General features: G+C 57.7%; 9 protein-coding genes. 3 read left to right on the top strand and 6 right to left on the bottom strand.

Translation table 11 applies throughout. The annotated features are described in order from the left end of the window. Positions 1–92: 92 nt before the first annotated feature. On the bottom strand, positions 93–4,046 hold the full coding sequence (gene putA / locus GHO41_RS18730; protein WP_153434323.1) for a trifunctional transcriptional regulator/proline dehydrogenase/L-glutamate gamma-semialdehyde dehydrogenase: 3,954 nt from the start codon (positions 4,044–4,046) through the stop codon (positions 93–95). Between the two features lie 467 nt (positions 4,047–4,513). On the opposite strand from putA, the gene putP reads away from it, so the two are divergent. The 3 genes from putP to GHO41_RS18715 all read left to right on the top strand — a co-directional run bounded on the left by putP (position 4,514) and on the right by GHO41_RS18715 (position 7,507). Continuing rightward, a complete protein-coding gene (gene putP / locus GHO41_RS18725; protein WP_048366662.1) occupies positions 4,514–6,001 on the top strand; it encodes a sodium/proline symporter PutP in 1,488 nt (495 codons plus the stop codon). Positions 6,002–6,240: 239 nt separating this feature from the next. Further along, on the top strand, positions 6,241–6,582 hold the full coding sequence (locus GHO41_RS18720; protein ID WP_153329391.1) for a hypothetical protein: 342 nt from the start codon (positions 6,241–6,243) through the stop codon (positions 6,580–6,582). An 88-nt stretch (positions 6,583–6,670) separates the two neighbouring features. After that, positions 6,671–7,507 carry a 23S rRNA (adenine(2030)-N(6))-methyltransferase RlmJ gene (locus GHO41_RS18715; RefSeq protein WP_048366660.1) on the top strand — a complete coding sequence of 279 codons (837 nt, stop codon included), beginning with the start codon at positions 6,671–6,673 and terminating at the stop codon, positions 7,505–7,507. 564 nt (positions 7,508–8,071) lie between these two features. On the opposite strand, the gene GHO41_RS30575 is transcribed toward GHO41_RS18715, so the two are convergent. The 5 genes from GHO41_RS30575 to GHO41_RS18690 all read right to left on the bottom strand — a co-directional run. Then, complete coding sequence (locus GHO41_RS30575) at positions 8,072–9,073, bottom strand: polymorphic toxin type 44 domain-containing protein (RefSeq protein ID WP_305977937.1); 1,002 nt, start codon at positions 9,071–9,073, stop codon at positions 8,072–8,074. Between the two features lie 548 nt (positions 9,074–9,621). Continuing rightward, entirely contained in the window at positions 9,622–10,269 is a 648-nt protein-coding gene (msrA, locus tag GHO41_RS18705) for a peptide-methionine (S)-S-oxide reductase MsrA (protein WP_153434322.1), read from the bottom strand. 67 nt (positions 10,270–10,336) lie between these two features. Next, on the bottom strand, positions 10,337–13,030 hold the full coding sequence (locus GHO41_RS18700; protein WP_153434321.1) for an EAL domain-containing protein: 2,694 nt from the start codon (positions 13,028–13,030) through the stop codon (positions 10,337–10,339). Between the two features lie 186 nt (positions 13,031–13,216). Then, entirely contained in the window at positions 13,217–14,605 is a 1,389-nt protein-coding gene (locus GHO41_RS18695; protein ID WP_153434320.1) for an alkaline phosphatase D family protein, read from the bottom strand. A gap of 377 nt (positions 14,606–14,982) precedes the next feature. After that, the coding region (locus tag GHO41_RS18690; protein WP_178126541.1) for a 2-oxo acid dehydrogenase subunit E2 at positions 14,983–15,957 on the bottom strand (975 nt) is incomplete at its 5' end.

Raw genomic sequence — 15,957 nt, 5'->3', positions numbered from 1 at the left:
TTGGTGCAGCTTCAACACGTGACGTTGGCGTTTTTGGCGCACAAAAAAAACCGGGCACCCTCACAGGTGCCCGGTTTTTTGTAGCTCGGCGTTTAACCGATGGTCATCAAGCTCGCGTTACCGCCCGCAGCAGCGGTGTTGACGCTCAGTGCGCGTTCGATCACCAGGCGTTCCAGGGCGATGTTGGTTTCGCCTTGAGACAACCCTTGCACGCCGACAATGGCGCCTGCACGTTTGGCCACGTGCTGGCACACCTCGCGCAGTTGATCGCTGTCACCGTGGTGCAGGACCGCGTCGAAAACAACGTCGTCCTTGGTCCAGTCCGCTACGCGCTTGATGCGCGCTTGCACCTCTTTTGGCAGACGGGCAAACAGGGCTTTGCCCAGATCGCTGTCCGGCAGTACCGCCGAGCTGCCCACGGCCAGTACGCCAGCCAGTTGGGTCAGCAGGTCGCTTTCAGTGTCGGCCAGGCACAGCACGTGTTCGCGCGGCAGGATGGCGTAGCTGTTGCGCTCGCCGGTCGGGCCGTTGAGCAGGCGGGTGATGCCGCTTTGCGAGTGGGCGGCGAATTCGCTGCACAACTCGGCCAGCGCCGTTTGTTGATTGCTTTGTGCCCAGGTTTGCAGGGCGTTGAGCGGCTTGCTCAGCGCTTCGTGGGCTTGGGTGTCTGGCTCGCTGATGGCGTCGACTTTGGCGAACGATTGCTCGATGGCATCGCTTGGGCGAGTCGACAGCAGGCGGAACAGGTACAGCGGACCACCGGCTTTCGGGCCAGTACCCGACAAACCTTCGCCGCCGAACGGTTGCACGCCGACCACGGCACCGACGATGTTGCGGTTGACGTACACGTTACCGGCGTTGACGTTGTTGACCACTTTGGCAATGGTTTCGTCGATGCGGGTATGCACGCCCAAGGTCAGGCCGTAGCCCGATGCGTTGATCTGGGCGATCAACTGGTCGATGTCTTTGCGCTTGTAGCGCACCACGTGCAGAACCGGGCCGAAGATTTCGCGTTCCAGTTCGTCGAAGCTTTCCAGCTCGATCAGGGTCGGCATCACGAAGGTGCCGCGCTTGGATTCTTCGATATCGGCAATGGCCATCTGGAAAACGTTGCGGCCTTTGTCGCGCATGCCCTGGATGTGTTTCTCGATCCCGGCCTTGGCTTCGGCATCGATCACCGGGCCAATGTCCACGCTCAAGCGCTCCGGGTTGCCCATGCGCGATTCGGCCATGGCACCTTTGAGCATTTCGATGACGCGGTCTGCCGAATCTTCCTGCAAGCACAGCACGCGCAGTGCCGAGCAGCGCTGACCGGCGCTGTCGAAAGCCGAGGACACCACGTCGATGACCACTTGTTCGGTCAGGGCCGAGGAGTCGACGATCATGGCGTTCTGGCCGCCGGTTTCAGCGATCAGCGGGATCGGGCGGCCTTGAGCGTCCAGACGGCCGGCGATGTTGCGTTGCAGCAGGCGAGCGACTTCGGTTGAGCCGGTGAACATCACGCCTTTGACCCGATCGTCACCGACCAGACGTGCGCCCACGGTTTCGCCACGGCCTGGCAGCAGTTGCAGCACGCCTTCTGGAATACCCGCTTCCAGCAGGATGCGCACGGCCTGAGCGGCCACCAGCGGTGTTTGTTCGGCAGGTTTGGCCAGTACCGGGTTACCGGCGGCCAGTGCTGCGGCCACTTGGCCGCTGAAAATCGCCAGCGGGAAGTTCCACGGGCTGATGCACACCACAGGGCCCAATGGGCGATGGGCGTCATTGGTCAGGTCATTGCGCGCCTGCACGGCGTAGTAGCGCAGGAAGTCGACCGCTTCGCGGACTTCGGCAATGGCGTTGGCGTAGGTCTTGCCAGCTTCGCGGGCCAGCAGGCCCATCAGCGGCTGGATCTCGGCTTCCATCTGGTCGGCGGCGCGTTCCAGGATGGCGGCACGTTCGGTCGGCGGGGTGGCCTGCCAGATCGGCGCGACATTCAGCGCGCACTGGATCGCGTTGTCTGCGTCTTCAACCGTGGCTTCTTGCACATAGCCGACCACATCACGCAGGTCGGCCGGGTTGAGCACCGCGGCCGGGACTTGGGTGCTGGAGGTGCAACCGAGCATCGGCGCGGCTTTCCAGTCGTTGTGAGCGGTGGCCAGCAGGGCGCAGGACAACGACGCCAGGCGGTGTTCGTTGGCCATGTCGATGCCGCTGGAGTTGGCGCGTTCGCTGCCATACAGGTCACGCGGCAAAGGAATGCGCGGGTGCGGCAAGCCGAAGCTGCCTTCTGCCGTGGCCATTTGCTCGATCTGGCTGACAGGGTCGGCCACCAATTGGTGAATCGAGATCGAGTGGTCGGCAATGCGGTTAACAAACGAGGTGTTCGCGCCGTTTTCCAGCAGGCGACGCACCAGGTAAGCCAGCAAGGTTTCGTGGGTGCCGACCGGCGCGTAAACGCGGCACGGACGGTTCAGCTTGCCTTCGGAAATCTTGCCTACAACTTGCTCGTACAGCGGTTCACCCATGCCGTGCAGGCATTGGAACTCGTACTGGCCCGGGTAGTAGTTCTGACCGGCGATATGGTAAATGGCCGACAAGGTGTGGGCGTTGTGCGTGGCGAACTGCGGGTAGATCGCTTCGGGGACGGCCAGCAGTTTTTTCGCGCAGGCAACGTAGGACACGTCGGTGTACACCTTGCGGGTGTACACCGGATAACCTTCCAGGCCTTCGACTTGGGCGCGCTTGATTTCGCTGTCCCAGTAGGCGCCTTTCACCAGGCGGATCATCAGGCGGTGACGGCTGCGGCGGGCCAGATCGATCACGTAGTCGATCACGTACGGGCAGCGCTTCTGGTAAGCCTGGATGACGAAACCGATGCCGTTCCAGCCGCTCAGCTCTGGTTCAAAGCACAGGCGTTCGAGCAGGTCGAGGGACAGTTCCAGGCGGTCAGCTTCTTCGGCGTCGATGTTGAGGCCGATGTCATATTTCTTGGCCAGCAGGGTCAGCGACAGCAGGCGCGGGTACAGCTCGTCCATCACGCGCTCGTATTGGGCGCGGCTGTAACGCGGGTGCAGGGCCGACAACTTGATCGAAATGCCCGGGCCTTCATAAATGCCACGACCGTTGGAGGCTTTACCGATCGAGTGGATGGCTTGTTCGTACGAGGCGAGGTACTTCTGCGCGTCATGTTCGGTCAGTGCGGCTTCACCGAGCATGTCGTAGGAATAACGGAAGCCTTTGGCTTCAAAGCGCGTGGCGTTGGCCAGTGCTTCGGCGATGGTTTCGCCGGTCACAAACTGCTCGCCCATCAGGCGCATGGCCATGTCGACGCCCTTGCGGATCATCGGCTCGCCGCTTTTGCCGATGATGCGGCTCAGGGAGGAGGTCAGGCCTGCTTCGTTGTGCGTCGACACCAGTTTGCCGGTCAGCAACAGGCCCCAAGTGGCAGCGTTGACGAACAGCGACGGGCTGTTGCCCAGGTGCGGGTGCCAGTTGCCGGTGCTGATTTTGTCGCGGATCAGGGCGTCACGGGTGCCTTTGTCCGGGATGCGCAGCAGCGCTTCGGCCAGGCACATCAGGGCCACGCCTTCCTGGGACGACAGCGAGAACTCTTGCAGCAGGCCTTGCACGATACCGGCACGGCCACCGGCGCTCTTTTGATTGCGCAGTTTTTCGGCAATCGAGGCGGCCAGAGTCTGGGTGGCTTCGGCCATCGGTGCAGACAGACGCGCCTGCTCCAGCAGCATCGGCACCACTTCGGGTTCCGGGCGGCGGTAAGCCGAGGTAATGGCTGCGCGCAGGACTGATTGCGGCAAGATGCTTTCGGCAAATTCCAGGAAGCATTGGTGGGTGTGATCGGTGTTTGTGTCATCAGCGTCATCGCTGGTGCCAGCCGGCACACCGTTCAACTCCGCCAGGGTTGCACCACCCTCGAGTTTTTCCAGGTAATTGAAAATCGCCTGTTTGATCAGCCAGTGTGGCGTGCGATCAATCGAGGCCGCGGCAGCCTTCAGGCGCTCGCGGGTTGGGTCATCGAGTTTGACCCCAAGGGTGGTGGTAGCCATTTTTTTATCCTCATGGGTGCCACATGGGCGCGGCAGCAGCTGGCGGCAAGATTAGCGCTGCGCTGAATTGGGTGCAACTAGGTGCAACCCGGTTTCATCAGAATTTTTTCCTCACCTGTCGGGGGCGAGCTTGCCTCGCGATTGGGTGATCTTTTAAAAGATCGCGAGGCAAGCTCGCTCCTACAGGGAATGTGGGGTTTTCGATTGATACGGGGCGCTTTTGCATCGAAAAAGAAGCGAAAGGTGCAACTAGCGAGGCAGAAACTGGTTGCACCTGATTTGCGTTGTTGCATAGCATTCGCGACTTAGGTGTGACCCTTTGAACCCACAAGGTTCGACGGCTGACGATTTTCCTGGAGAAGCGTCAGTCATAAATGCGCAGCCTGGTTAACCGTCTCAGACAAAACGTTTGTGAATGTGCGGCCAGGCGGCCGTCAACGATAAAAACAATGCCAGGGCTTAATGCAATGAGTGTAAGTAACCCAACCCTGATCACGTTCGTGATCTATATCGCGGCAATGGTGCTGATTGGCTTTATGGCTTATCGCTCCACCAATAACCTGTCGGACTACATTCTCGGCGGCCGCAGCCTGGGCAGCGTGGTCACCGCGTTGTCCGCTGGCGCCTCTGACATGAGCGGCTGGCTGCTGATGGGCTTGCCGGGTGCCATTTACATGTCCGGCCTGTCCGAAAGCTGGATTGCCATCGGCCTGGTGGTCGGTGCGTATTTGAACTGGCTGTTTGTGGCCGGGCGCCTGCGGGTGCAGACCGAGCACAACGGTGATGCGCTGACCTTGCCGGACTACTTTGCCAGCCGTTTCGAAGACAAAAGCGGGCTGCTGCGGATTATCTCGGCGGTGGTGATTCTGGTGTTCTTCACCATTTACTGCGCCTCGGGCGTGGTGGCCGGTGCCCGTCTGTTCGAAAGCACCTTTGGCATGTCGTACGAAACAGCCCTGTGGGCCGGTGCTGCGGCGACTATTGCCTACACCTTCGTCGGCGGCTTTTTGGCGGTGAGCTGGACAGACACCGTGCAAGCCACTCTGATGATTTTTGCGCTGATCCTCACGCCGATCATCGTATTGCTGGCAACCGGTGGCGTTGATACCACGTTCCTTGCGATCGAAGCCAAGGACCCGGCCAACTTTGACATGCTCAAAGGCACTTCCTTTATTGGCATCATCTCGCTGATGGGCTGGGGCCTGGGCTACTTTGGCCAGCCGCACATTCTGGCGCGCTTCATGGCCGCCGATTCGGTGAAGTCGATCGCCAACGCACGTCGCATCTCCATGACCTGGATGATCCTGTGCCTGGTCGGCACCGTTGCCGTCGGCTTCTTCGGTATTGCTTACTTCTCGGCGCACCCGGAAGTGGCGGGCCCGGTCAACGAAAACCCTGAGCGGGTGTTTATCGAGCTGGCCAAGCTGCTGTTCAATCCGTGGATTGCCGGTGTCTTGCTGTCGGCCATTCTGGCGGCGGTGATGAGTACATTGAGCTGCCAGTTGCTGGTGTGCTCCAGCGCCCTGACAGAAGACTTCTACAAATCCTTCCTGCGTAAAAATGCCTCCCAGACCGAGTTGGTGTGGGTCGGTCGCGCCATGGTGCTGCTGGTGGCCGTGGTTGCCATCATGCTGGCGTCTAACCCGGACAACCGCGTGCTGGGCCTGGTGAGCTATGCGTGGGCAGGCTTCGGTGCTGCGTTTGGCCCGGTGGTGCTGATCTCGGTACTGTGGAAAGGCATGACCCGCAATGGCGCGCTGTCCGGTATTTTGGTCGGGGCCATCACGGTGATCGTCTGGAAACACTTCAGTTTGCTGGGTCTGTACGAAATCATCCCGGGCTTCATCTTCGCCAGCATCGCCATTTTGGTGGTCAGCGCCATGGGCCAAGGCCCAAGCAAGAAGATGGTTGAGCGCTTCGAAGCGGCTGAGAATGACTTCAAACTGCACCACTGAGTTCAGTGAGTTGCGGCCCACCTAGTGGGTAACAGACAACGGCCCGTTTCCCATGGAAACGGGCCGTTTTTATTGGGGGTCGCTAAAGACATGGCATTGCGCGTGGGATTAACAGCATGTCCTGCCCGGAGGTTTCTCATTTGTGGTGGGGGTTCTTCTGAAGCGTAAATGACCTGCTCCAGACGTATTAGCCTTGGTTAAGCGCTCACTGATGAGTGCCTCAATCAAGGATGACAACCATGCGTAAAAAGATTTTCCTCGGGCACATCTCCGCCCGGGACTTGCCCTTCTCATTTCAAAGCCACTATCACTGGATTATTTCGGTGTACGCCCGCAAGCCGGGTGGTGTAGAGCGCCTGCTGCTCGAAACGCACGGCTATTACGCCATTCCGGCACCCTGGACGTTCGCCTTTCACGTCGATGACGATGAGTCGCCGGAGCCCGTTGAAGCCCATCAAATCCGCGTGCAAGTGCTGGACAAGGACGTACTGATTGCCGATGCCAGCGAGCAGTTCGCGATTGACTGGGTAGCGAGTGAGGTCAGCGTGCATAACCTGGTATTGGTGCCGCGAGCGATTTGAGCAAGGCACCGTCTGGCGTGGAGCGTGGCTTAACCCCTGACGTTATTCGCTGCACAGGGTAAACTTCGCTCCCTGCGCAGGAGCAACCATGAACTATCGTCACGCCTTCCACGCCGGTAACCACGCCGACGTTCTTAAACATATCGTCTTGACCCGCCTCATCGCGTTGATGTCGCGCAAAGAGCAGCCTTTTGCTTACCTCGATACTCACGCCGGGCTGGGTTTGTATGACCTTCAAGGCGATCAGGCCACGCGCACGGGCGAGTACCTGGAAGGCGTCGCACGCTTGTGGGGCAGAAAAGACCTGCCCGCGATGACTGCGGACTACATGCAGGTGCTGCACAAGATGAACCCGGACGGGCAATTGCGTTACTACCCGGGTTCGCCTGAACTGGCACGTCGCACCACCCGTGCGCACGACCGCGTGTTGCTCAACGAAAAACACCCTGAAGATGGTGTGATGCTCAAGGCCAACATGAAGGGCGACCGTCGTGTGGCGGTGCACTTGGGCGAAGGCTGGCACGTACCGCGTGCGTTGCTGCCCGTGGCCGAAAAGCGTGCGGTGATGCTGATTGACCCGCCGTTTGAAAAGCTCGACGAAATGCAGCGTTGCGTGGAGTCGTTAAAAGACGCCATCAGCCGCATGCGTCAGACCGTTGTAGCGATCTGGTACCCGATCAAGGACAAGCGCCAACTGCGCCGTTTTTATCAGGACCTGGCCGCCTCCGGCGCTCCGAAGTTGTTGCAGGTCGAGTTGTTTGTGCACCCGCTGGACACCCCCAACAGCTTGAACGGCTCGGGCCTGGCGATCGCCAACCCGCCTTGGGGTCTGGAAGAAGAACTGCGCGAACTGCTGCCATGGCTGGCCAAAACACTGGGCCAAACCCAGGGTGGCTGGCAGATGGAATGGATAATCGCTGAGTAACGATCACCTCACCCTGTAGGAGCGAGCTTGCCTCGCGATCTTTTAAAGATCAAAAGATCGCGAGGCAATCGAGCGTCGACCGGCTGCTCCTACAGGAGATATGGCCTTTAGATCGAACAGTGGGCCGCAGGGACTTTTTCAAGTGCCCGCTTTTTTGTCTATGGAGCAGAGGCATTTAAATCGAACGTCACTACTTTAATTTCTTCGTTTGATTTGAAATACGAGATGTTATTGAAGTTATAGATTGTGCCACTGGTTTTCAGGAAAACATGGTCGCCACGTACTTCGTGAACGGCGTTGGAGCTTTTTGTCACTAGGAAGGGTGATATTTTTCTGGTCTCTTGGAGTGCTTCTTCGAGGGTTGGTTGTTTTGCCATGAGGAAGTATCTGTAAATGAAGGGGACCGTCGCACCGCCTGAATCATAGAGGACCTCATAAACTGCCCCTCCTTCGCCAACGCTAGTGGCAGAGATAATCTTGGAGGGAGCGGGTACTCTATGTGTCGATAAAAATATATAGGCTGTCTGTATCAGGCAAATTAATAACAGCCCCCAAGCAACCCAGTTAGTAGCCTTTCGATTTTGCATAATCTATCCCGGCCTCGATCCACACTTGGTCAATGAAATCATCACCATAAGGTGAATTTGACCACCAATTATTGAAATCTTCTTCCGATGTGCCCGCCGAGGACTGTGCAGCTCCGGCAGCTCTTAAAAGCACCGCTTCCGATATCCCGGCAGCAGTACCAACGGCGCCATAATGGAAATTTCCGAAGTTTTGGTACTGAGAGTGTCTCTGTTTGTAATCCCATTCGCCGTGATTCCGTACTTTTTTATAAAACCAACTAAACAAAAAACCACCGCCGCCAGAACTGAAATATTCTTTCTGTCTCTTGGATTCCTGAAGGTTTTGATCCAGCGAGACACCTTGCGGAGCGTCAGGGTACTGTTTGAGTCTTACCATTTCTTTGGCTTTATTAAGGTTTAACTCTTTTTCATTTTCGATGTGGGTCAGAGTTTGTACTTTGGCTTTTAGTCGCAGAGATGTTTCGGCATAAACTTGGGAAAGTTTAGCGTTCTCGTAGCTCTTTGCCCAGTTATTAAGCCGATTCCTATTGATCGTAACTCTCGTCTTGCTGGTCTTTACAAAGCTCGCAGGAGTTGGATGAACAGAAATAAGAATATCTTTTCCGTTCCATAGCGATCGAGATTGTTGTGATCTGTTATCGGTCTCCGCATCTTTTGTTAGGTAAAGTTTTACGAGGATGTTTTTCTCATTTTTGATTATCTTGCTTGGTGTCGTAACGTCCATGGATGTATTGATGCCGCCTGAGGCTTTGATATCTTGTTCGATTTCAGTGTCTATAGCCGAAATGTTTTTTTCATGCTGCAGGTTTAGTCGTTCTAGGTTGTCTGATATCCAAATTCTCACTTGATCTGTGGCTCTTATTGCCCAATTAAGGATGTCTTTCATGTATTCAGGCATTGCAGGTTCTTTTGAGGTTCCGGGTATGGAAAAATCCTCTGTTCTTCCTTCAACGCTTATAGGGCCAAGTTCTAGTGGCATTTTAAAAATCCTTTTTTTTTGGTTTTAAATAGTAGTGTGTAGCGGTGAGATTGAGGAGCTATTTTGTTAATGTTGCGCTGAATCTATCAGGAGTGTATCTGGATGATTTTGGTGTGAGTCGTAAATATGTATGTACATATTTTTCTAGTATGTGTTTAGTCATGATCGTGTATGGTCTTGGGTTGTAACTGGCTAGGCATATAGTCAATTTTTCAGGTCTATCTACTCTTTTAAGAGAGTGCGTTTAGGAGGCGGAATAATTCAGATGGTTCCTACTGATATTTGGGAGATATCGTGTAGGTGTTGCTATTAAAAGATTGGTCGTAGGTAGGGGCGTGCATGTAGGTATCACGCAAGATGATCTTGGCGCTTTTTAAACTTTCCGGAATAGTCTGACGCTGGTGTGTTGCTGGCAGATGGAATGGATAATCGCTGAGTAACGATCACCTCACCTTGTAGGAGCAGCCGGTCGACGCTCGATTGCCTCGCGATCTTTTAAAGATCAAAAGATCGCGAGGCAAGCTCGCTCCTACAGGAGGTGTGTGGGGTCAGATCGGGCAGGTCACGCCTGTGCCGCCGATGCCGCAGTAGCCTTGCGGGTTTTTCGCCAGGTATTGCTGGTGGTACGCCTCGGCGAAGTAGACCGTTGGGGCCTCTGCGATTTCGGTAGTAATGGTGCCCACGCCTGCTTTGGTCAATTCAGCCTGGTAGGCCGCTTTGCTGGCCTCGGCCGCTGCCAGTTGCTCTGGCGTGGTGCAGTAGATCACCGAGCGGTATTGGGTGCCGATGTCGTTGCCCTGGCGCATGCCCTGGGTCGGGTTGTGCAGTTCCCAGAACATTTTCAGCAGGTCTTCGTATTTCACTTTTGCCTGGTCATACACCACCAGCACCACTTCGGTGTGGCCGGTCAGGCCCGAGCAGACTTCTTCATAGGTCGGGTTGGGGGTAAAGCCACCGGCGTAACCCACCACCGTACTGACCACACCATTGCGCTCCCAGAACTTGCGTTCTGCGCCCCAGAAGCAACCCAAACCAAAAATCGCAAAACCGACGTCGTCCAGAAACGGGCCCAGCAACGGGTTGCCATTGACGAAGTGGGTTTCGGGCAGTTGCATCGGTGTTTCGCGGCCCGGCAGGGCTTGTTCTTGAGTGGGTAGCACGTTTTTATTCACCAGGATTTCCGAGCGCAAGACCATGTTTCAAGTCCTCTCAGTCAGATTGCAGGAAGTTAGAACAGCAGTGTGCCCGAGTGCTGCGTCGCTGTCAGGTCAGCGGTCCGCGCGGGTAGCGTTTAAGTGCGCGTTGCAGCTCGGCACCGGGGATCGGCCGGTCGAACAGGTAGCCCTGGCCCACGTCGCAGCGGTGGCGGCGCAAGAAGGCCAGTTGGGCGGCGGTCTCGATGCCTTCGGCCACCACTTTAAGCTTAAGGTTATGGGCCATGGCAATCACCGCTGAGGTGATTTCCATGTCGTTCTGGTTGTCGGGGATGTCTTTGATAAAGCTGCGGTCGATTTTGATGATGTCGATCGGGAATTTCTTCAGGTAGCTGAGCGAGGAATACCCGGTGCCAAAGTCGTCCATGGCCAGGGTCAGGCCCAGTTCCTTGAGTTGATCCAGTTGCAGGCGGGTGTCGTCGGTGGCTTCCAGCAGCAGGCCTTCGGTCAGTTCCAGTTCAAGCAGCGCCGGGGGCAGGTGTTCTTCCTTGAGGATGCTGGCAATCGAGGCGACCAGATCCGGGTCGGAGAACTGCTTGGGCGACAGGTTGATAGCTACTTGCAAGTTGCCAAACCCCGCTGCACTCAGTTGCTTGCTCATGCGGCAGGCCTGGCGCGCGACCCACTTGCCAATGGGGATGATCAGCCCGGTCTCTTCCGCGACGCTGATGAACTGGTCGGGACGAATCATGCCTTTTTCCGGGTGGTCCCAGCGCAGCAGGGCTTCCATGCCCAGCAGCCGCCCTGTGCGTAAACACAGCTTGGGTTGGTAGAACACATCCAGCTCGTTTTGGGTCAGGGCGCGGCGCAGGTTGTTTTCGACGAACAGCTTATAGCTGGCCTCGGCGTTCAAGGTTTCGGTGAACACCTGCACCTGATGCTTGCCGTTGGCTTTGGCCTTGTGCAGCGCCAGCCCGGCGTTACGCATCAAGGTCTGTGGGTCGAGCCCGTGCAGGGGCGCGCAGGCCACGCCGACAGAGCCGGTGACGCTGATCAACTGGTTATCGACGAACATCGGTTTGTCGAGGGTCATCAGCAACTGGCTGGCGGTTTGCTGGCCGATTTCGAGGGTGGCGTTGTCCAGCAGCACGGCAAATTCGTTACTGGCAAAGCGGGCCAGATTATCTTCGGGGTTCAGGCTGTTGCGCAGGCGGCGCGCCAGGCTGATCAAGAGCTTGTCGCCGGTCTGGTGGCCGAGGCTGTCGTTGATCCGCTTGAAGTTGTCGATGTCCACCAGCAACAGGCACACCTTGGTAGCGCTGTCATGGGTGAACCGCTCATCGAGGTTGCGGATAAACGCCGGGCGGTTGCCAAGGCCGGTCAGGTTGTCGGTGTAGGCCAGGCGTTCGATCCGCTGTTGCGCCAGCTTGGCCTCGGTGATGTCTTCGTAGATACCGATGTAATGGGTCAGTTCGCGGTTGTCGCCATACACCTTCGAGATCGACATTTGGCCCCAGTAGGGCTCCAGGTTTTTACGCCGGCTTTTGAACTCGCCTTGCCAGCTATTGCCCTTGCTCAAGCTTGAGTGCGCATCGAACAGCAGGTCGCTGAGGTTCTCCAGCGCCAGCAGTTCAGACAGCTTGTGGCCCTGGACTTCTTCGGCACTGTATTGGGTGATGGCGGTGAAGCTCGGGTTGACGTACTCGACCACGCCGTCGCAATTGACCAGCAAAAAGGCATTGGCACTTTGCTCGACGGCCCGCTGAAACAGGTGCAGGGCGTTAGTGGCTGCGCGCCGGTTGTGGTTGTTGATGACTTGCGCGAACTGGTCGGCCAACTCGCCGGCAAAGGCGATTTCATCGGCTTGCCAGGCCCGCGTCTTGCCGGTCTGTTCAAGGCACAGCACGCCGATCACCTGGCCGTCGATGCGAATGCTGGCATCGAGCATGGCGTTGGTGTCGTGGCGGTTCAGGCAGGCTGCCAGTTCCCGGGTGCGCGGGTCGCGGTTGGCGTTTTGCGCGTCGATGGAGCGGCTGGTGTGCAGGGCGTCGAGGTAGTCCGGGAACAGGCTGATGTCGATGGCGTCTTGTGCTACATACGCCTGGCTTTCGCGCTGAAACGCCGAAATCGGCAGCATGCGGTGGCCGTCGAGGGTCCACAGGCTGGCGGCGTCCAGTTGGTAGATGTCGCAGGCGCTGCGGGTGATCAGTTCGGCGGCTTCTTGCAGCGAGTTGTGCTGGCTGTAGCGGTGGCGGGCCAGGCGCAGGATCAAGTCCTGTTGGGCGCGCACACGTTCAAGGTGTTGCAGTTGTTCTTGCTGGGCGCGCTGGTTGAGTTCCAGGGCGATGTGCAACCGGCTGTTTTGTGTTTCCAGCTCTGCGACCGGGGCCAGCGCGGTGCTGCTGACCGAGCCCTCTACTACCAGCACATAACCGCGTAACAGTTGGCGGTTGTGTTGCTTGTAGGCCTCGCCCACTTCCATCAGGTTCAGCGCCCCCAAGGGCGTGTGCAGGGTGTAATGCACCACATAGTGGGGGCTGGCGCGCAGTTGCAGCGCAATCGCGTCATGTAAGCGATAGCGCGCTTTGGGCTCCATCAGGCTGGCGTAGGGCGAGCCGACCAGTGCACACAGCTCAGTGGCGGGCAACCCGACGTAGCGCTCGCAGCCTGGGTCGAGGTAAAGCAAGGCCCAGCTGGCTTCATTAAGCCGCTCGAAACGCAGCATCCCGAGCCGCGAGGGCACGGGTAACTGCGTCACGACCTCGGCTGCCGTTCGCAGGGCAGCATCGGATTGGCTTTTCATTGGGGTACTCGCTTCACACTTGCGGATGGCATCAGGGCTCAAGCCCTGTTCCTGCGGTCTGCGGCAAGGTTGCATCATGCGTACTGAGCTGACAAGTGAACATGATTGACATCACCCACTTGAAGGTTAGCGCCGCAACGTCAGGATGCAACAGGCTGGCGATCGCTGGTTTCAGTTTTATGACTGTTATTTCAATGCAATCGTCACCGACTCAAGCACCCGACCCTTAGGGTTATAAAAATCGACCTGCAAATGCTGCCCGGTGAGGGTCAGGCAGGCGAAGTTGTCTTCGCTGACCATGGCGCTGGTCAATGCGGGGGAATAATCGCCTTGCCCATGACTGGCCAGCGGAGCATTGAGCAGCAGATTACTGGCCTTCGCGTACGGTAACAGCCTGCTGTTGCACAGCGGCGACGAGACGATGCCGTGTACCACAAAGTCTGGGTCTTCGCTGTGGGTGAGTGAGCTGGTCAAAGAACCGTGGATGTCGCCGCTGACAAACATCACGTTTTTAACGGCGTTGGCGCGGATGACTTCCAGCAGGCGCAAGCGTTGTGCGGCAAATGACTTCCAACCGTCATCGCCATGGCTTTTTTGATCGGGCATGAACATCACGCTGCTGACGATGAACTTCACTTTTGCGGTGCTGTTTTTCACCCATTTGTGCAGGGCGTTTTCTTGCTCGACGCCGATCATCCTGCGGTCAGTGCCGGTTAACACGCGCTCGGTGCGACAGTCCATGACAAACCAGTCGGTGTTGCCATCGGCAAAGGTGTACCAGTATTTCTCTACGCTGCGGTTGATGCACCCGTCTGTGAGCAGGTCGTGGGCGGGGCCGTGGCTGCACTGGAAGGTTTCGTAGGCGCGAATGGCATTGCTGTAGAGCTCGTCGTCATAGTGGCTGCGCCTGGAAGGCCAGTTATCTTCGATCTCATGATCGTCGAGGATCATATAGGTCGGGGTGCTGGCCATGAGCTGGCGGATATGTGGCTGTGAAAACGCTGCCCGGTACTTGCGCGAGATGTCTGCGTACTCCCGGTCGGGGGCGAAGATGTTCATGTCATCGACGTACACCTGATCCCCGATCATCAGCACGCCATCAAGCGGGGCGCTGGCGTTCAGGTCGCTGATGGCCTTGAAGATCTTGTCGCCCAGTTCTGGTCGCGAAGGGGTGTTCAGTGTAAGCCGCAGGTAGCGGCATGAGCCTACAACGTAGCGATGCGTGCGGTTGCGTTTGGGGGAGGCAGATTTAAACCGGTAGATCGTTGAGGGCCATTCCAGCGCAATGTGTTTGACCGTGTCCGGAGTGTGGTCAAGGTAAGTGGTTCTGAACCAGCCTGCCTGGTATTCGTAGCGCGTGTCTGCGCTCAGCCCGCGCAGGACCAGGGTGTCAGACATGTCGTAAATGTTGCTGAGCTTCGAATAGAGGCCGGCAGACCATTGCTGCGTGCCCGCTTTGCGGTAGCGAACAGCGGCAAAAACGGCATTTTCAGCATCGGCAGCGCCCCTGATGAAAATGCGCGCTTGTTCTGGGGTGGTGTAGCCCACTATGGGGCCAACGGTGGGTGTGTCCATGTCGAAATCCTTTTTGATAAGTGGCGATCCCTGTCGCCGCGGTTAAGTCCTTTCATTAACCGTAGAGGGGGGCAGAGGGATCTTCGCCTCTCAACATCAGCGGGCTTCGTAGTGCCGGGGTGTTGTGTGGTGAGTGAATTTTCTGGTTACAGAATCAAGAACCTGGCGCGCACCTGCTTGTGTGTAGGAGCTGCCGCAGGCTGCGATCTTTTGCTGTTGAAGATCAAAAGATCGCAGCCTGCGGCAGCTCCTACGGGGGGTTGGTAAATGTTCAGGCAAAAAAAAGCCCCGCTTATTGGGCGGGGTTGAGGTACGAGCGTGGCGCTCGGAAAACAGTGCGCTATCCCGGCCTTCGGTGAGGAAGGCCGGGACGTGGCTTACAGCAGGATAGTGCGGATGTCGCCCAGCAACTGGCTCAGACGCTGGGTGAAGCGTGCAGCTGCAGCGCCGTTGATCACACGGTGATCGTAGGACAGCGACAGTGGCAGCATCAGCTTCGGCTGGAAGGCTTTGCCGTCCCAGACTGGCTGCATGGTTGCCTTGGACACGCCCAAGATCGCCACTTCCGGTGCGTTGACGATCGGCGTGAAGCCGGTGCCGCCAATGTGACCCAAGCTGGAAATGGTGAAGCAAGCGCCCTGCATGTCGTCAGCGGTGAGCTTCTTGTCACGGGCTTTGGCAGCCAGTGCAGCCGCTTCACCTGCCAGTTGCAGCAGGCTCTTCTGATCAACGTTCTTGATCACCGGCACCAGCAAGCCGTCCGGGGTGTCTACGGCGAAGCCGATGTGTACATACTTCTTGCGGATGATCGCTTTGCCGCTTGGCGCCAGCGAGCTGTTGAAGTCTGGCAGTTCCTTGAGCAGGTGTGCGCAGGCTTTGAGCAGCAGCGGCAGGACGGTCAGTTTCACACCGGCTTTTTCTGCGACGGCTTTTTGCGCAACGCGGAAAGCTTCCAGCTCGGTGATGTCAGCCTGGTCGAACTGAGTCACGTGCGGGATGTTCAGCCAGCTGCGGTGCAGGCTCGACGCGCCGATTTGCATCAGGCGGGTCATGGCCACTTCTTCAACTTCACCGAAACGGCTGAAGTCGACTGTCGGGATCGGCGGAATGCCTGCGCCGCCAGTTGCAGCGCCGGCAGCCGGAGCTTCCTTGGCCTTCTGCAGAGCGGTTTTGACGTAAGCCTGTACGTCTTCTTTCAAGACGCGACCGTGTGGGCCACTTGGGCTCACCGCGTTCAGCTCTACACCAAACTCACGGGCCAGTTGACGCACGGCAGGGCCGGCGTGAACTTTGGCACCGCTTGGCGCAGGGGCAGCCGCCGGTGCCGGAGCAGGGGCCGCTTCAGCCTTGGC

The organism is Pseudomonas sp. FSL R10-0399, assembly GCF_009600165.1.
Classification (GTDB): Bacteria; Pseudomonadota; Gammaproteobacteria; order Pseudomonadales; family Pseudomonadaceae; genus Aquipseudomonas; species Aquipseudomonas helleri.
The sequence above is the reverse complement of the archived record's forward strand: the minus strand, read 5'-3'. Positions and strand labels throughout refer to the sequence as shown.